Annotated in this window: 14 protein-coding genes and 1 pseudogene; 13 read left to right on the top strand and 2 right to left on the bottom strand. The window is 71.3% G+C overall.

Features of this window, described 5'->3' with window-relative positions:
- Window positions 1-16: 16 nt before the first annotated feature.
- On the bottom strand, window positions 17-1,627 hold the full coding sequence (locus AB8810_RS23270) for an alkaline phosphatase (RefSeq protein WP_206229575.1): 1,611 nt from the start codon (window positions 1,625-1,627) through the stop codon (window positions 17-19).
- A 99-nt stretch (window positions 1,628-1,726) separates the two neighbouring features.
- Here AB8810_RS23270 and rsmG point away from each other — a divergent pair, with 99 nt between their 5' ends.
- The 7 genes from rsmG to AB8810_RS23235 all read left to right on the top strand — a co-directional run bounded on the left by rsmG (window position 1,727) and on the right by AB8810_RS23235 (window position 7,093).
- Window positions 1,727-2,368, top strand: coding sequence for a 16S rRNA (guanine(527)-N(7))-methyltransferase RsmG (gene rsmG / locus AB8810_RS23265; protein ID WP_206229574.1), 642 nt, complete (start codon window positions 1,727-1,729; stop codon window positions 2,366-2,368).
- Window positions 2,369-2,465: 97 nt separating this feature from the next.
- Entirely contained in the window at window positions 2,466-3,263 is a 798-nt protein-coding gene (locus AB8810_RS23260) for a ParA family protein (RefSeq protein ID WP_369915042.1), read from the top strand.
- Entirely contained in the window at window positions 3,263-4,186 is a 924-nt protein-coding gene (locus tag AB8810_RS23255; RefSeq protein ID WP_369915041.1) for a ParB/RepB/Spo0J family partition protein, read from the top strand. Before AB8810_RS23260 ends, AB8810_RS23255 begins: the two co-directional genes overlap by 1 nt.
- A 39-nt stretch (window positions 4,187-4,225) precedes the next feature.
- Window positions 4,226-4,960, top strand: a complete 735-nt coding sequence (locus AB8810_RS23250; RefSeq protein ID WP_369915040.1) for a suppressor of fused domain protein — start codon at window positions 4,226-4,228, stop codon at window positions 4,958-4,960.
- Entirely contained in the window at window positions 4,957-5,922 is a 966-nt protein-coding gene (locus tag AB8810_RS23245) for an NAD-dependent epimerase/dehydratase family protein (RefSeq protein ID WP_179569997.1), read from the top strand. The genes AB8810_RS23250 and AB8810_RS23245 overlap by 4 nt, the downstream gene beginning before the upstream one ends.
- 105 nt (window positions 5,923-6,027) lie before the next feature.
- Complete coding sequence (locus tag AB8810_RS23240) at window positions 6,028-6,750, top strand: glycosyltransferase family 2 protein (RefSeq protein WP_206259765.1); 723 nt, start codon at window positions 6,028-6,030, stop codon at window positions 6,748-6,750.
- A 1-nt stretch (window position 6,751) separates the two neighbouring features.
- The gene (locus AB8810_RS23235; RefSeq protein ID WP_064542378.1) at window positions 6,752-7,093 is read left to right on the top strand and encodes a lipid-A-disaccharide synthase N-terminal domain-containing protein; all 342 of its coding nucleotides are present in this window, start codon (window positions 6,752-6,754) and stop codon (window positions 7,091-7,093) included.
- 465 nt (window positions 7,094-7,558) lie between these two features.
- Here the strand turns inward: AB8810_RS23235 and AB8810_RS23230 are convergent.
- Window positions 7,559-8,006, bottom strand: a pseudogene (locus AB8810_RS23230) (transposase).
- 228 nt (window positions 8,007-8,234) lie between these two features.
- On the opposite strand from AB8810_RS23230, the gene AB8810_RS23225 reads away from it, so the two are divergent.
- From AB8810_RS23225 to AB8810_RS23200, 6 genes are all read left to right on the top strand, one after another.
- Window positions 8,235-10,064 (top strand): DUF885 family protein, encoded by a 1,830-nt coding sequence (locus tag AB8810_RS23225; protein ID WP_369915039.1) that lies wholly within the window; start codon window positions 8,235-8,237, stop codon window positions 10,062-10,064.
- A 342-nt stretch (window positions 10,065-10,406) separates the two neighbouring features.
- A complete protein-coding gene (locus tag AB8810_RS23220) occupies window positions 10,407-10,781 on the top strand; it encodes a hypothetical protein (RefSeq protein ID WP_191826062.1) in 375 nt (124 codons plus the stop codon).
- 55 nt (window positions 10,782-10,836) lie between these two features.
- Window positions 10,837-12,108 (top strand): TolC family protein, encoded by a 1,272-nt coding sequence (locus tag AB8810_RS23215; protein WP_369915038.1) that lies wholly within the window; start codon window positions 10,837-10,839, stop codon window positions 12,106-12,108.
- Window positions 12,109-12,509: 401 nt separating this feature from the next.
- A complete protein-coding gene (locus AB8810_RS23210; RefSeq protein ID WP_369915037.1) occupies window positions 12,510-13,781 on the top strand; it encodes an efflux RND transporter periplasmic adaptor subunit in 1,272 nt (423 codons plus the stop codon).
- A 155-nt stretch (window positions 13,782-13,936) separates the two neighbouring features.
- Complete coding sequence (locus AB8810_RS23205; RefSeq protein ID WP_369915036.1) at window positions 13,937-17,149, top strand: efflux RND transporter permease subunit; 3,213 nt, start codon at window positions 13,937-13,939, stop codon at window positions 17,147-17,149.
- Between the two features lie 3 nt (window positions 17,150-17,152).
- Entirely contained in the window at window positions 17,153-17,818 is a 666-nt protein-coding gene (locus AB8810_RS23200; protein WP_206229566.1) for a cation transporter, read from the top strand.
- Window positions 17,819-17,860 lie beyond the last annotated feature (42 nt).

Genomic DNA, 17,860 nt, shown 5'->3' with positions numbered 1-17,860 from the left:
ATCCGCCGCCGCGGTTTTACGCCTCCACCGCGCCGGCGCGGCCGTCCTCGACCACGAAGCGCTTCAGCGTGGACACCGTGGCCAGGCGGTCGCTGCGCTCGGAAATGGCCTGCAGCCGGGTCTCCATCCGCGCCTGGCTCAGCGACACCGACACGTAGCCGCGCTGGCGGCCCTCGAAATAGCGCACGTGCGGGTTGTTCGGCAGCATCTGCACGATCGCCTCCGACGGCGGGCCGTTGGAGGTCACCGAGGTGCCGACGAATTCGGTGGCCAGGGTCTGCGATTGCGGATCGGCGGCATCGGCCTTCAGGTCGGTGACCCAGTAGGAATGGATGTCGCCGCCCCAGAACACCGGGTTGCGCAGCTTGCTGTCGGCGATCGCGCGCAGCATGCGCTCGCGTGTGGCCGGATAGCCGTCCCAGCCGTCGGTCCAGTGGCCGAGGTGGCCGTCCTTGGGGTCGCGCTGCACGAGTGGCGCGACCAGCAGATCCTGCGCGATCACGTTCCAGCGCGCGCTCGAGCGGGCGAAGCCGGCGTGCAGCCAGCGTTCCTGCGCCGCGCCGAGCATGCTGCGCGACGGGTCGTCGATGTCGGTGCAGTCGGCCGCTGAGACATGCCCGCCGCGCCAGCCGTTGGGCAGGATGCACGGCTGCTCGTTGCGGTACTGGCGGCCGTCGAGCACGAAGAAGCGCGCCAGCGCGCCATAGTCCAGCGCGCGATACAGGCGCATGTTCGCGCCGCGCGGGCGGTGTTGCGCGCGCAGCGGGAAGTGCTCGTACATCGCCTGGTAGGCGGCGGCGCGGCGGCGCAGGAACTGCGCGGTGGGGATCTTCGGATCCTGCGACCAGCGGTTGGCGTAGTCGTTCTGCACCTCGTGGTCGTCCCAGGTCGCCACGCAGGCGGCCGTGGCGTGCAGCGCCTGCAGGTCCGGGTCGGTGCGGTACAGCGCATAGCGGTTGCGGTAGCCGGCCAGGTCCAGGCAGTCGCCACTGCCGTGCGGGCGCACGACCTGCGCGGCGGCCTCGCCCTTGATGCTGTACTCGTAGATGTAATCGCCGAGGAAGAACACCACGTCCGGCTGCTCGGCGGCCAGGTGCCGGTAGGCGCTGAAATAGCCCTGTTCCCAGTGCGAGCAGGAGACGAAGCCGAAGCGCGCCTCGGCCAGGCTGCCCGGCGCCGGGGCGGTGCGTGCGCAGCCCAGCGGACTCTGCGCGCCCAGCGCTTCGAACCGGTACCAGTACGGCCGGCCCGGCTGCAGTCCGCTCACTTCCACGTGCACCGAGTGGCCCCAGCGCGGATGCGCCGTCGCCACGCCGCGCTGCACCACCTGCGCCATGCCCGGGTCGGTGGCCACGCTCCAGCGCACGGGCACCGCCTCGCGCAGGCCGCCCAGGCCGTCGGCCGCCAGCGGCTGCGGCGCGAGCCGGGTCCACAACACCATGCCGTCGGCCAGCGGATCGCCGGCGGCCACGCCCAGGGTGAACGGATCGTCGAACCCGCGCGCCCGCGCGAACGGGCTCAGCAGCGGCGTGGCGACGAGCAGGCCCAGCCCGGCCAGGACCCGGCGCCGGCCATGATCGGGTGGCGCACCGGTGTTGGCCGATGGGGTTTTCTGGAGATCCGACATGCCGCTGCACCACGACTGCAATGAACCGCTGCGCAGCATAGGCCGCGACGATGTCGGCTACATGGCGGTGACGGTGGCGGCACCTGCGATAATCGGGCGATGAACGACGCTTCCCTTCCCGACTCCGTCCGCGCCGCGCTCGACCAGGGCCTGCGCGCGCAAGGCCTGGACGCCGCCGCGCTGGCGCCGCCGCTGCTGGCCTACCTGGCGCTGCTGGCGCGCTGGAACCGCACCTACAACCTCACCGCGGTCCGCGATCCGCACGAGATGGTGACCCGCCACCTGCTCGATTCGCTGGCGATGCAGCCGTTCGTGGAAGCAGGCACGCTGGCCGACCTGGGCACCGGCCCGGGGCTGCCCGGCATCCCGCTGGCGATCGCGCGGCCGCAACTGCAGGTGACCCTGGTCGAGAGCAACGGCAAGAAGGCGCGGTTCCTGCGCGAGGCGGTGCGCCAGCTGCGCCTGGACAACGCGCGCGTGGCCGAGTCGCGCGCCGAGGCCGTGGACGAACCCGGCGCTTACGACTTCCTGACCGCGCGCGCGCTGGACACGCTGGCCGGCATCGTCGCCGTCGGCGGCCACCTGCTGCGCCCGGGCGGGCGGCTGCTGGCGATGAAGGGCGTGCGCCCGGACGAGGAGATCGCTGCGCTGCCGCCGGGCTGGGTGGCGCAGGCGGTGCACCCGCTGCAGGTGCCGGGGCTGGGCGCGGACCGCCACCTGGTGGTGGTCGAGCGCGGCTGAGCCGCCGGGCGGGGCCGGCGCGCCGACGCCGATTTCCGCCCCGGGGGGGTGTGCCCGCATAATGCCCGGTCCCACCCATCGCCGACGAGGCTCCCGCATGGCCCGCATCATCGCCATCGCCAACCAGAAAGGCGGCGTCGGCAAGACCACCACGGCGGTCAACCTGGCGGCGGCGCTCGCGCGCCAGCCGCAGCGCGTGCTGCTGGTGGACCTGGATTCGCAGGGCAACGCGACGATGGGCAGCGGCATCGACAAGCGCGAGCTGGCCGCGTCCACCTGCGACGTGCTGCTGGGCGAAAGCAGCGCCGCGCAGATCCGGGTGACCGCGCCGGAAGGCTTCGACCTGCTGCCCGGCAACATCGACCTGACCGCCGCCGAGATCCAGCTGATGGACCAGCCGGCGCGCGAGCAGCGGCTGAAGACTGCACTGGCGCCGCTGCGCGAGGAATACGACTTCATCCTGATCGACTGCCCGCCGGCGCTGTCGCTGCTGACCCTGAACGCGCTGACCGCCGCCGACTCGATCATCGTGCCGATGCAGTGCGAGTACTACGCGCTGGAAGGGCTGACCGCGCTGCTGGAGACCATCGAAGCGCTGCGCGCCAACCTCAATCCGACGCTGGAGATCGAAGGCGTGCTGCGCACCATGTTCGACGTGCGCAACAACCTGGCCAACGCGGTGTCGGCGGAGCTGACCAACCATTTCGGCGACAAGGTGTTCCGCACCATCGTGCCGCGCAACGTGCGCCTGGCCGAGGCGCCCAGCCATGGCCAGAGCATCGTCGGCTACGACCGCGCTTCGCGCGGCGGCGTGGCCTACCTGGGCCTGGCCGGCGAGATCGTGCGCCGTCGCAACGAACGCAACAGGCCCGCCCCGGCCATGGAGACCTACTGATGACCGCCAAGCCCCCCGCCCTCGGAGCGAAGAAGCGCGGCCTGGGCCGTGGCCTGGAAGCGCTGCTGGGACCGAAGGGCGGCGCGGCCGCGCCGGCGCCCAACGACGCAGCGCAGCCCGGCGAGAGCCTGCGCCAGTTGCCGGTCGGGCAGCTGCAGCCGGGCAAGTACCAGCCGCGCCAGGAAATGGACGAGGGCAAGCTGCAGGAGCTGGCCGAGTCGATCAAGGCGCAGGGCGTGATCCAGCCGATCGTCGCGCGCGAACTGGCGCCGGGCAAGTTCGAGATCGTCGCCGGCGAACGCCGCTGGCGCGCCTCGCAGCTGGCCGGGCTGAGCGAAGTGCCGGTGGTGGTGCGCGAGCTCGACGACCGCACCGTCATCGCCATGGCGCTGATCGAGAACATCCAGCGCGAGGACCTCAACCCGCTGGAGGAAGCGCAGGCGCTGCAGCGGCTGATCGACGAGTTCGCGCTGACCCACGCCGAGGCCGCCGAAGCGGTGGGCCGCTCGCGTGCCTCGGTGTCCAACCTGCTGCGCCTGCTGGAGCTGCCGCCGGCGATCCGCGCGCTGCTCGAGGCCGGGCGCCTGGAAATGGGCCATGCGCGCGCGCTGCTGACGCTGTCGCCGGACCTGGCCAGCCGCCTGGCCTCCGATGCCGCCGACCAGGGCTGGTCGGTGCGCGAGGTCGAGCACCGCGCGCAGCAGTTCGCGGCCGGCAAGGTGCCCAACAACCGCAAGGCCAAGCCCGGCCGCGTCGCCCCGCAGGCCGACATCGCCTCGCTGGAGACCGAGCTGTCCGAATCGCTGGGCACCAAGGTCGCCATCGCCCACGGCCGCGGCGGCAAGGGCAAGCTGGTGATCCACTACACCGACCTGGACACGCTCGACGGCGTGCTGGAGCGGCTGCGCGGCAAGGTCGGCTGAGCGCCGCTGCGCTCAGCCTGGCGCCCGAGTGAGCGACGCATGAGTTCCGAGTCCTCCGCCGACATCGTCAGCCTCAGCGGCAACCCGATCCTGCGCCACGGCGAGGCCAGCGCCTGGCAGCCGGCGCAGGGCGAGATGTGCCTGGAACAGATCAGCGAGCACATCGAGGCGCACCTGGGTCCGGTGGCGACGGTCTTCCACGAGATCGTGTCCGATACCGTGCACATCGACGTGCACCTGGTCGCCCCGAGCGCGGACTTCCCGTTCGCGCGCCTGGTCACCTCGGGCATGAGCGATCTGCCGATGACCCTGCCCGAGGGCGTGGCGGCGCCGCGGTACCTGGAACTGGTGATGACCCTGCCGGGCGACTGGCGGCTGCAGCAGGACGCGTTTGACGACGAACGCTGGTACTGGCCGATCCGCCTGCTCAAGGGCCTTGCGCGGCTGCCGCACAAGCACGCCACCTGGCTGGGCTGGGGGCATACCGTGCCCAATGGCGATCCGGCCCAGCCGTATGCGGCGAACACCGCGCTCGACGGCGCGATCGTGCTGCCGTCCGTCACTGTGCCTGACGGCTTCGAGGAACTGGCCGTGGACGCCGACAAGACCATCCACTTCCTGGCGGTGGTGCCGCTGTATCCCGAGGAGATGGCGCTGAAGCTGCGCGAGGGCAGCGATGCGCTGCTGGACAGGTTCGCCGCGCACGAGATCAGCGACATCATCGATCCGCAGCGTCGCAACGTGGTGCGCAAGCGGCGCTGGTGGCAGCGATGACGGTCCTGGTCACCGGCGCGGCCGGCTTCGTCGGCGCCTACACCTGCCGTGCGCTGGCCGCGCGCGGCGAGACGGTGGTGGGGCTGGACAACTACAACGACTACTACGACCCGCAGCTCAAGCGCGACCGCGTCGCCGCGCTGTGTCCGCAGGCCGATATCCGCCGGCTCGACCTCACCGACCGCGACGGCCTGACCGCGCTGTTCGACGAAATCCGTCCCGCGCGCGTGGTGCACCTGGCCGCGCAGGCGGGGGTGCGCTATTCGCTGCAGAACCCGTACGCCTACGTCGACAGCAACCTGGTCGGCTTCGTCAACGTGCTGGAACTGTGCCGGCACCGCGGCGTGCAGCACCTGGCCTACGCGTCGAGCAGTTCGGTGTACGGCGATTCGGCGACGCCGCCGTTTTCCGAAGACCAGCGCATCGACCAGCCGCGCTCGCTGTACGCCGCGACCAAGGCCGCCAACGAGCTGATGGCCTACACCTATGCGCAACTGTACGGCCTGCGCGCCACCGGCCTGCGCTTCTTCACCGTGTACGGGCCGTGGGGCCGGCCGGACATGGCGCCGCTGCTGTTCAGCCGCGCAGTGCTGGCCGGGCGCCCGATCGAGGTGTTCAACCACGGGCGCATGCGCCGCGACTTCACCTTCGTCGCCGACATCGTCGCCGGCGTGCTCGGCGCGCTCGACCACCCGTCCACGGACGCGGTGCCGCACCGCGTGTTCAACCTGGGCAACCACACCCCGGTCGAACTGGAGCGCTTCATCGGCGTGATCGAGGCCGCCGCCGGCCGCGCCGCCGAGAAGGTGTACAAGCCGATGCAGCCCGGCGACATGGTCGAGACGATGGCCGATACTGCGCGCGCCCACGCCGCGTTCGGCTTCGATCCGAGCACCCCGATCGAGGTCGGGCTGCCGCAGGTGGTGCAGTGGTGCCGCGAGTATTTCGGTGCCGCGGCCTGACGCTTCAGCCCCGGGTCACCGGCTCGGGGCACAATGCGCGGTCTTTTTGCGGCGTTGCCGCCGTTCCCCGCGTTCCCCCATTGCGTTGCCGAGCCCAATCGAGCCATGAGCCAGCCTTCCCTTTCCGTCGTCGTCCCGGTGTTCAACGAGCGCGACAACGTGCCGCCACTGGTGGCCGAGATCGTCGCCGCGCTGCGCGGCGTGACCGACTTCGAGATCGTCTATGTCGACGACCATTCGCGCGACGACACCCTGGCCGTGCTGGACGGGCTGAAGGCGAGCGTGCCGGAGCTGCGGGTGCTGCACCACGTCACCCAGAGCGGGCAGAGCACCGCGGTGCGCAACGGGGTCAAGGCCGCGCGCGGCGCGTGGATCGCCACCCTCGACGGCGATGGCCAGAACGACCCGGCCGACATCCCCAAGCTGCTCGCCGCGCGCGCGGCCGCCGCCGCGCAGGTCAAGCTGTTCGCCGGCTGGCGCGTGTCGCGGCAGGACTCGGGCAGCAAGCGCTGGGCCTCCAAGTGGGCCAACGCGATCCGCGCGCGCATGCTGCGCGACGACACCCCCGATACCGGCTGCGGCATCAAGCTGTTCGAGCGCGAGGCGTTCCTGGACCTGCCGTACTTCGACCACATGCACCGCTACCTGCCGGCGCTGATGCAGCGCGCCGGCTGGCAGACCTTGAGCGTGCCGGTGAACCACCGCCACCGCACCTCGGGCGTGTCCAAGTACAACAACCTCAACCGCGCGCTGGTCGGCATCCGCGACCTGCGCGGCGTGGCCTGGCTGATCGCGCGCAGCCGCCGCACCGTGGTGCAGGAGCGCTGAGATGGAAGCGCATTTCCTCAACGAACCGATCCAGGCGCTGTACTGGACCGGGCTGCACGTCACCGGCTGGAAACTGATCGGCTACGTCGGCGCGCTGATGTTCGGCGGCCGCTGGCTGGTGCAGTTCGTCGCCTCCAAGCGTGCCGGCAAGCCGGTGATCCCGCGCCTGTTCTGGTACATGAGCGTGGTCGGCAGCCTGATGACGCTGAGCTACTTCCTGTTCTCGGCCAAGCAGGACTCGGTCGGCGTGCTGCAGAACCTGTTCCCCGCCTTCACCGCGTTCTACAGCCTGTACCTGGACATCAAGCACCGCGGCTGGCACCGGGATCGCGCGTCGCATTGAGGGTGGCGCGTTATGCGCCGTCTCTTTCCGTGTCTCCGTGCGACCCTTGCGGTCTGTCGCGGCTGAAGCCGCTCCTACAGAAGAGCGCGGCATCCCTGTAGGAGCGGCTTCAGCCGCGACAGTTTCTGTGGGCGCGCGTTCTCACTGATGCGCAGGCAGCCAGACCGCATCCCAATACGGGTAGTCGCCCAGACGCCTTCCTGTTCTCGGCCAAGCAGGACTCGGTCGATGTGCTGCAGAACCTGTTCTCCGCCTTCACCACGTTCTACAGCCTTTATCTGGACATCAAGCACCGCGGCTGCACCGGGATCGCGCGTCGCATTGAGGCTGGCGCGGTATGCACTGCCTCTCTCCGTGTCTGCGTGCAATCTCGCGGTCTGTCGCGGCTGAAGCCGCTCCTACAGAAGAGCGGGGCATCCCTGTAGGAGCGGCTTCAGCCGCGACAGATTCTGTGGCCGCGCGCGCTCACCGATGCGCAGGCAGCCAGACCGCATCCCAATACGGATAGTCGCCCAGACGCCGAACCAAGCCAGCGCGCAATGGATTGGCGACGATGTAGCGGGCTGCGGTCAGCATGTCGTCCTCGCGCCGCAGTGCACGGTCGTGGAAACCCGGCGACCAGACCCTGCCGCCGCGACCGCGTGCGCGATTCACCGCATGTGCGCATCGCGCCCTTGGCGTGGTGCATCGCTTCGGACAGCGACGCGCGCGGACCCAATTCGATCAGGCCGTGCCAATGGTCGGGCATCAATACCCAGCACAGCAGTTGCACCCGCGGCCAGCTGGCGGGCGCGGAAAGGCACGCAGCCGCTGCATGCGCGCAACGCCAGTCCGAGAACAGTGTTGCGCGTTGGAAGGTCACCACCGTCAACAGATAGGTGCGCCCGCCCTCGTCGTGGCGGCCGCGGCGCAATGCGGCATGTCCTGGAAAATGGGTGAGCGGAGGCATGGCGTGCAGCGTGCCTGCATGCGTGAGCGACGCCTATCGGCCGCAGTCCATGCGCCGTGTCGGGAAATGCCCTGCGTCGCGCGGATGGATGCCCGGGATCGCGCGTTGCGTGGAAGCAGGACTTCCGGCCCACCCACCGCCGCACGCAGGATGCGATCATCGGGATCTCGTTCCCACTGCCTGCCGCCGCCCATGCCGATCGCCAAGACCCCGCTGGCCGCTTCCCTGTTGCTCGCGCTCGCATTCGCCACGCCGGCGCTGGCCGCAGTGCCGGCCGTCCCGCCGGCGGCGGCCACCGCCTCCGCTGCCGATGCCCGCTTCCAGGCCATCTACGAGAAGGAGTGGAAGTGGCGGCAGGCGCAGGTCGGGCAGGCCGACGAGGACAGCGACAGCAGCGGCGACAACCAGCAGCTGCCCGACGTCGGCGCGGCGGCGCAGGCGGCGCGGCTGAAGGTGTGGGACGACGTGCTGCTCCAGCTGGAGGCGATCGATCCGGCGCAGCTGTCGGCCGACAACCAGGTCAACCTGGCGGTGTACCGCCCGCAGATCGAGAACCTCGCCGCCGCGGTGCGCCTGCGCGCCTACGAGATGCCGTTCAATTCCGACAGCTCCTTCTGGTCCGACCTGGGCTTCATGGCGCGCCGCACGCTGCGCACCCCGGCCGATTACCGCGCCTACATCGCGCGGCTCGACGACGTGCCGCGCTATTTCGGACAGCAGACCGACAACATGCGCGCCGGCCTCAAGCGCGGCTTCAGCGTGCCGCGCGCGGTGCTGGAAGGGCGCGACGGGTCGATCGCCAACGTCGCCGAGCTCAAGGATCCGACCGCGGCCGCGCTGTACGCGCCGTTCAAGCAGCTGCCGGCGCAGATCCCGGCCGCCGAGCAGCAGGCGCTGCGCGCGCAGGCGCAGGCGGCGATCCGCGACAAGGTGATCCCGGCGTACGCCCAGCTGCTGCGCTTCTATCGCGAAGAGTACGTGCCGCAGGCGCGCACCACGCTGGCCGCCGAAGCGCTGCCCGATGGCAAGGCCTACTACCAGCAGCAGATCCGCGAATACACCACGCTGGAGATGCGCCCGGAGCAGATCCACCAGCTGGGCCTGCAGGAAGTGGCGCGGATCCAGAAGGAGATGGACGCGATCATCCAACAGGTCGGCTTCAAGGCGCCGGCCGGGCAGCAGACCTTCCCGGCGTTCCTGCAGTTCCTGCGCACCGATCCGCAGTTCTACGTCAAGACGCCGCAGGAACTGCTCGATCGCGCGGCGTGGATCGCCAAGCGCGTGGATGGCGAAGTCGGCAAGTTCATCGGCACGCTGCCGCGCGGGCGTTTCACCATCGTGCCGGTGCCGCCGGAGATCGCGCCGTTCTGGACCGCCGGCCGTGGCGGCGTCGGCACCTATTGGCTCAACACCTACAACCTGCCGTCGCGCCCGCTGTACAACCTGCCGGCGCTGACCCTGCACGAATCCTCGCCGGGCCACTCGCTGCAGGGCGCGCTGGCCGAAGAGCAGGGCGCGCAGCCGGCGTTCCGCCGCGAGAACTACATCTCCGCCTACGGCGAAGGCTGGGCGCTGTACACCGAAAAGCTGGGCAAGGAGATGGGCATCTACGAAACCCCGTACGAGGACTTCGGCCGGCTCAGCTACGAAATGTGGCGCGCCTGCCGGCTGGTGATCGACACCGGCGTGCACCACAAGGGCTGGACCCGCGAGCAGGCGCTGGCCTACCTGCGCGAGCACACCGCGCTCAGCGAGCACGAGGTCACCACCGAGGTCGACCGCTACATCTCCTGGCCGGGGCAGGCGCTGAGCTACAAGCTCGGCGAGATCGCCATCCTCAAGCTGCGCGCCGAGGCCGAGCAGGCGCTGGGCGCGGACTTCGACATCAAGGCCTTCCACGACGCGGTGCTGAAACAGGGCTCGGTGCCGCTGCCGGTCTTGCAGCAGCAGGTGCGCGCGTTCATCGCCGAGAGCAAGCAGCAGGCCGCCACCCGCAAGTCCGCCGCGGCCAAGCCCGAATAGCCGCTGTGGCGAAACCGCGCGACGCCCTCCCTTCTCCCACCGGGAGAAGGTGGCGCGCAGCGCCGGATGAGGGTACGACCGCTCGCGCAGCATGAGGGCGCAGCGGCCAACCTCGGATGAGGGGACGCCGCCCTCGCGGCATGAAAGCGCAGCGGCGGCGCCGGCGAATGGCACGATCGCCTCATGGCATGGAAGTGCAGCGGCCAGCCCCAGCCGGCCAATGCGCGACCGACGCAAGCTCGCGATCGTCGGCACCGAAGGAGGCCACCGCCGCCGCGCGCTCCTCCCCCTCGTCTCCCGCCTGCGATTGTGTAACCCCACCCGCATCGCTAGGCTGGCACCATGTCCATCCGCCGTGCCCGCCTGCTCCACCCCTTGCTGCGCCTGATGGCGCTGGCGACGCTGGCGCTGGGCGTGTTGGTGGCGCCGGTGGCCTGCGCGCTGGGCGATGTGCATGCCTTGGCGCACGACCAGGCGCACGTGGACGAAGAAGCGCCGCACCGCGGTGATGGCGATGGCGCCGGAGAACGCGATGGCGCCGGCCTGCTGCACGCGCTGATGCACAGCGGCTATTGCCACGGGCAGAGCCCGGCACTGCTGTCGTCGCTGATCTGGCAGGGCCTGCCGTTGGCCGCGCAGCCGCGCCCGGTCGCGGGACACCAGGACTACCGCTCGCACCTGCTGGACACCCCGCTGCGGCCTCCGATCGCGGCTTGATGCACCGCCGGCGTCTGCCGGCCCGTCCATCGATCCCCGAATCCGGAGAAGTCCCATGTGGTTGCGACTGGCGGCTGTTGCCGCCTTCGCGGTCGCGCCCTGCGCGTGGGCGCAGGCCGTGCCGCCCGATGCTGTGCTCACCCTGGACGACGCCTTTGCCCGCGTCGCCCGGACCCATCCCGACCTGCGCCTGGCTGACGGCCAGCGCCGCGTGCTCGTCGCCGAGGCCGAGCGCGAGGCGCTGCGTCCGCCGCTGCGGCTGGGCGCCGAACTGGAGAATGCCTTCGGCAGCGGCCCCGCACGCGGCCTGGACCAGGCCGAACTGACCGTCAGCCTGGCCGGCGTGCTCGAACGCGGCGGCAAGCTCGACGCGCGTCGCACGCTGGCGCAGGCGCGCATCGACGCGCTGGCGCCGCAGCGCGAACTGGCGCGGCTGGACCTGCTCGCCGAGGTCGCGCGCCGCTACCTGGCGATCGCCGCTGCCGCGCAGCGCCAGGCCATCGCCGCCGCCGACCTGGCGCAGCGCCAGCGCACGGTGGCCGCGGCGCGGCAGCGGCTGCAGGCCGGCGCCTCGCCCGAATCGGTGCTGCTGACCGCGCAGGCGCTGCAGGCGCGTGCGGAACTGGACCGCGACCGCGCGCAGCAGGAGCATGCCGCCGCGCGCCGCCACCTGGCGGTGCTGTGGGGCGAACGCGATCCCGGCTTCGCGCAGGTGATCGGCGATCCCCTGGCGTTGCCGGCAGTGCCGGATTTCGACCTGCTGGCCGCGCTGCTCGATGCCACCCCGGAGCTGGCACGCTTCGCCGGCGAGGCGCGCGTGCGCGAGGCGCGGCTACGGCTGGCGCGCAGCCAGGCGCGGCCGGACCTGGACTGGCAGTTCGGCGTGCGCCGGCTGCAGGACGGCGACGCCACCGCGCTGGTGGCCGGGATCTCGCTGCCGTTGGGCAGCGCGGCGCGCGCGCAGCCGGAGATCCGCGCCGCCGAGGCCGAGCGCGACCTGCTCGGCGTGGAGCGCGAAACCCAGGCGCTGGCGCTGTACTCCACGCTCGCCGACGCGCACGGCCGCTACCGCGCCGCGCAACTGGAAGTGGTGCGCATGCACGACGACGTGCTGCCGAAACTGGCGCGCGCCGAGGCCGCCGCCGAGCGCGCCTATCGCGGCGGTGCGATCAGCTATCTGGAATGGGCGCAGCTGCAGGCCCAGCACGGCGATGCGCGGCGGCAGCAGCTCGCCGCCGCGATCGAGGCGCAGACCGCGCTGATCGAGATCCAGCGCCTGACCGGGCAGCCATTCGTGCTCGCGCCCGCGGCGCAGGTGGCGCGATGAGCCGCTCGTTGCCGTTGCGCATCCGCCGCGCGCTGGCGTCTGCCGGCGCCGTCCCGACGAATGGAGCGCCATTGCCGTGGTCCGTGCGGCAGGTCGTGCGCAGCGTCGCGCGTGCCTGGTGCCACCGATTGCTGACCGGCGCGACCATCTCCGAGACGGTCGCACGACGCCGCACGCTGTGCCAGCACCGCGCGCGACATGCAGCGCTGGCGCTGTGCATAGCGCCGGCAGATGCCAGCCGCTCTGCGGACACGGCGATCGCCAGCGCCGCTCGCAAGGATCCGCCGCCTGCCATGCCGTCGCGCGCGCCGCGCCATGCGGCGCCGGCGAATGCCATCGCGTCCGCCCCCCTTCTCCCGATGCCTGGCGCCCGCCGCAGGCATCTTTCAGGACTTCCTACGATGAAACTCAAATCCGCTGCGCTGATCGCGCCGCTGTTGCTTGGACTGCTGCTCGGCGGTTGCGCCGGCGCGGGCGACGACGCCAGCCACGACAAAGCCGACGCGCATGGCGACGGCGGCGAAGCCCATGCCGAGGAAGCACGCAAGGGCGCGCATGGCGGCCGCCTGCTCGAACAGGACGGCGCCGCGGTCGAACTGGCGATCGCCGAGGACGGCACGCCGCCGACCTATCAGGCCTGGCTGTACCGCGACGGCAAGCCGTTGCCGCCGGCCGCCGGCAGCGTCGAGGTGCAACTCAAGCGCCTGGGTGGCGTCGCCGAGACCCACCGCCTGCGCGCGCGCGACGACGGCAGCCTGCTGGCCGACAGCGTGGTGCGCGAGCCGCATTCGTTCGACGTCGAGGTGCGCGCCACGGTGCAGGGCAAGGCGCTGCGCTGGACCTATCCCAGCTACGAAGGGCGTACCGGGATCGCGGCGAAGATCGCCGCCGATGCGGGCATCCGCGTGGCCCCGGTCGGCCCCGGCAGCATCGCCGACGAGCACGAGGTGCAAGGCCTGCTGACCCCGGCCGAAGGCGCCCAGGCGCAGGCCACCGCGCGCTTCCCCGGCCCGGTGCGCAGCCTGCGCGCCAATGTCGGCGACCGCGTGCGCGCCGGGCAGGCGCTGGCCACGGTGGAAAGCAACCTGAGCCTGACCACCTACACGATCAGCGCGCCGATCGCCGGCACCGTGCTGGCGCGCAACGCCAGCGTCGGCAGCAGCGCCGCCGAGGGCCAGGCGCTGTTCGAGATCGCCGACCTGTCCACGCTGTGGGTGGACCTGCACATCTTCGGTGCCGATGCCGGCCACATCGCCGCCGGCGCGCCGGTGACGGTGACCCGGATCAGCGACGGCACGGTCGCGCAGACCACGCTGGAACGCGTGCTGCCGGGGACCGCCACGGCCAGCCAGAGCACGGTGGCGCGCGCGGTGCTGCGCAACGAGGACGGTTTGTGGCGGCCGGGCTCGGCGGTGAAGGCGCGGGTCACGGTGGCGCAGCAACCGGCCGAGCTGGTGGTGCCGGTGACCGCCTTGCAGACCTTCCGCGACTGGGACGTGGTGTTCGTGCGCGTGGGCGAGACCTACGAAGTGCGGCCGCTGCAACTCGGCGCGCGCGATGCGCGTCAGGTGCAGGTGCTGTCGGGGTTGAAGGCAGGCGACCAGGTGGTGGTGGAGCAGAGCTACCTGGTCAAGGCGGACATCGAGAAGTCGGGGGCGTCGCATGATCATTGACCTGCGCACCGCGCCCTGGCCCCCCTGTAGGAGCGGCTTCAGCCGCGACAGATACCCGACCGTAGACGCGATGCCGGCAGAGCGGTCGCGGCTGAAGCTGCTCCTACAAAAGAGCGGCGCGCCATGCGTCTGCCCCGCACACGGAGGCCGCCGCCATGCTCGCTAACCTGATCCGCTTCGCCATCGCGCAGCGCTGGCTGATGCTGGCGCTGACCGGGGTGCTGATCGCGATCGGCGCATGGAGTTTCTCGCGCCTGCCGATCGACGCCACGCCCGACATCACCAACGTGCAGGTGCAGGTCAACACTGCCGCACCCGGCTATTCGCCGCTGGAGGCCGAGCAGCGCGTCACCTTCCCGCTGGAGACGGTGCTGGCCGGCCTGCCGGGGCTGGAATCCACCCGCTCGCTGTCGCGCTACGGGCTGTCGCAGGTCACCGTGGTGTTCGCCGACGGCACCGACCTGTACTTCGCGCGGCAGCAGGTGGCCGAGCGCCTGCAGCAGGTGAAGGCGCAGTTGCCGCCGGAACTGGAGCCGCAACTGGGGCCGATCGCCACCGGCCTGGGCGAGATCTTCATGTACACGGTCGAGGCCAAGCCGAACGCGCGCAAGCCCGACGGCAGCGCCTGGACCGCCACCGACCTGCGCACGCTGCAGGACTGGGTGGTGCGGCCGCAGCTGCGCAACGTGCCTGGCGTGACCGAGGTCAACACCATCGGCGGCTATGCGCGGCAGATCCACATCACCCCGGATCCGGCGCGGCTGGTCGCGCTCGGTTTCACCCTGGACGATGTGGCGCGTGCGGTCGAGGCCAACAACCGCAACGTCGGCGCCGGCTACATCGAACGCAATGGCCAGCAGTTCCTGGTGCGGGTACCGGGGCAGGTCAGCGGCATCGCCGAGATCGGCGCGATCGTGCTGGACCGGCGCGAAGGCGTGCCGATCCGGGTGCGCGACGTGACCCAGGTCGGCGAAGGGCCGGAGCTGCGTACCGGCGCCGCCACCCAGGACGGCAGCGAGGTGGTGCTGGGCACGGTGTTCATGCTGGTCGGCGCCAACAGTCGCGCGGTGGCGCAGGCCTCGGCGGCCAGGCTCGAACAGGCCAACCGCAGCCTGCCGCCGGGGGTGCAGGCGGTGCCGGTGTACGACCGCACCGCGCTGGTCGACCGCACCATCGCCACCGTGGCCAAGAACCTGGTCGAGGGCGCGCTGCTGGTGATCGCGGTGCTGTTCCTGCTGCTGGGCAATTTCCGCGCCGCGCTGATCACCGCGGCGGTGATCCCGCTGGCGATGCTGTTCACCCTCACCGGCATGGTCCGCGGCGGCGTGTCCGGCAATCTGATGAGCCTGGGCGCGCTGGATTTCGGGCTGATCGTCGATGGCGCGGTGATCATCGTGGAGAACTGCCTGAGCCGTTTCGGCCAGGCGCAGCAGCGCCTGGGCCGCGTGCTCAGCGCCGCCGAGCGCTTCGAGCTGACCGCGCAGGCCACCGCCGAGGTGATCCGTCCCAGCCTGTTCGGCGTGGGCATCATCGCCGCGGTGTACCTGCCGGTGTTCGCGCTGACCGGCATCGAAGGCAAGATGTTCCACCCGATGGCGATCACCGTGGTGCTGGCGCTGACCGGGGCGATGCTGCTGTCGCTGACGTTCGTGCCGGCGGCGATCGCGCTGACCCTGGGCGGCAAGGTCGCCGAGCACGAGAACCGCGCGATGCGCTGGGCGCGGCAGGCGTATGCGCCGCTGCTGGACGGCGCGCTGCGCCACGCGCGCTGGATCGGCGCCGGCGCGCTGGCGCTGGTGCTGCTGTGCGGCGTGCTGGCCACGCGGCTGGGCACCGAGTTCATCCCCAACCTCGACGAAGGCGATATCGCCCTGCATGCGCTGCGCATTCCCGGCACCAGCCTGGAACAGGCGATCGCCATGCAGTCCACGCTGGAGCGGCGGATCAAGCAGTTCCCGGAAGTGGCGCACGTGTTCGGCAAGCTCGGCACCGCCGAGGTCGCCACCGACCCGATGCCGCCGTCGGTGGCCGACACCTTCCTGATCATGAAGCCGCGCGCGCAATGGCCCGATCCGCGCAAGCCCAAGGCGCAGTTGCTGGCCGAGATCGAGGCGGCGGTGCAGCAGTTGCCCGGCAACAACTACGAGTTCACCCAGCCGATCCAGATGCGCATGAACGAGCTGATTTCCGGCGTGCGCGCGGACGTGGCGATCAAGCTCTACGGCGACGACCTGGACACGCTGGTGGAGGTCGGCCGGCGCATCGAGGAGGTGGCCAGGACCGTGCCCGGCGCGGCCGATGTCAAGCTCGAGCAGGCCACCGGCCTGCCGATGCTGACCGTGGTCCCGGACCGCATCGCGCTGGCCGGCTATGGACTCAATCCCGGCGTGGTGCAGGACACGGTGGCGGCCGCGGTGGGCGGGCAGGACGCCGGGCAGCTGTTCGAGGGCGACCGCCGTTTCGCCATCGTGGTGCGCCTGCCCGAAGCGTTGCGCCAGGATCCGGCGGCACTGGCCGACCTGCCGATCCCGCTGCGCGGCGACGGCGAGCGCGGCGACGCCGACGAGTCTAGTCGCGCGCCCGGCTGGCGCAGCGGCACGCCGATCACCGTGCCGCTGCGCGAGGTGGCCAAGGTGGACACCGTGCTGGGGCCGAACCAGATCAACCGCGAGGACGGCAAGCGCCGCATCGTGGTCACCGCCAACGTGCGCGACCGCGACCTCGGCGGTTTCGTCGCCGAACTGCAGCGCCGCGTGCAGGCCGACGTGGAACTGCCCAGCGGCTACTGGATCGGCTACGGCGGCACCTTCGAGCAGCTGATCTCGGCCGGGCAGCGCCTGGCCTGGGTGGTGCCGGCCACGCTGCTGCTGATCTTCGCGCTGCTGTACTGGTCGTTCGGCTCGCTGCGCGACGCGGCGATCGTGTTCAGCGGCGTACCGCTGGCGCTGACCGGCGGCGTGGTCGCGCTGGCGCTGCGCGGCATCCCGCTGTCGATCTCCGCCGGGGTCGGCTTCATCGCGCTGTCCGGGGTGGCGGTGTTGAACGGGCTGGTGATGATCGCCTTCGTGCGCAAGCTGCGCGAGGACGGCCTGCCGCTGGCGCAGGCGCTGCGCGACGGCGCGCTGGCGCGGTTGCGGCCTGTGCTGATGACCGCGCTGGTGGCGGCGCTGGGCTTCGTGCCGATGGCGTTCAACGTCGGCGCCGGCGCGGAGGTGCAGCGGCCGCTGGCCACGGTGGTGATCGGCGGCATCGTCTCGTCCACGCTGCTGACCCTGCTGGTGCTGCCGGTGCTGTACCGCTGGCTGCACCGGCGCGACAATGCCGCAGCGGCGTCCGCCCCGGCGGATGCTCCGACCTTGGCGAGGTGAGCGATGGCCGACAGCTGCTGCGGGTGCGGCAAGACCCTGGATGTGGCGGCGATGCAGGCGCGCCAGCGGCGGGTGCTGTGGTGGGTGCTGGCGATCAACGCCGGCACCTTCGCGATGATGCTGGGCAGCGCCTGGCACAGCGGCTCGGCCTCGCTGCTGTCCGGCAGCCTGGACAACCTCGGCGATGCGCTGACCTATGCGCTGAGCCTGGCCGTGGTCGGCGCCAGCCTGGCGGCGAAGGCGCGGGTGGCGCTGCTCAAGGCCGCGCTGATCCTGGCCGCGGCGCTGGCGGTGGCCGCCGGCATCGGCTGGAAGCTGCTGCACCCGCAGCTGCCGCTGTTCGAGAGCATGGGCGTGGCCGCGGCGCTGAACCTGGCGGCGAACCTGCTGTGTCTGCGCCTGCTGTGGCCGTACCGCCGTGGCGACATCAACCTGGCCTCGGCCTGGGCGTGCTCGCTCAACGACGTCTACGAGGGCGGCGCGGTGATCCTGGCCAGCATCGCGGTGTGGGCGTTCGGCGCCGGCTGGCCGGACCTGCTGATCGCCGCGGCGCTGCTGCTGCTGTTCCTGCGCTCGGCCTGGCAGGTGGCGCGGCGCGCCTGGGCGGAACTGCGCCAGGCCCGCGCGGCGGCGGTAAGTGCTTGCGACACAAGGGAAAGGCATGCATAATGCGCGGCTCGCTGTGCCCGACTGCTGTCGGGCCGGCGGCCG

Origin of the sequence: Xanthomonas sp. NCPPB 3005, assembly GCF_041228095.2 — a bacterium.
GTDB lineage: Bacteria > Pseudomonadota > Gammaproteobacteria > Xanthomonadales > Xanthomonadaceae > Xanthomonas_A > Xanthomonas_A bonasiae.
This window is presented reverse-complemented; position numbering and strand designations above follow the sequence as displayed.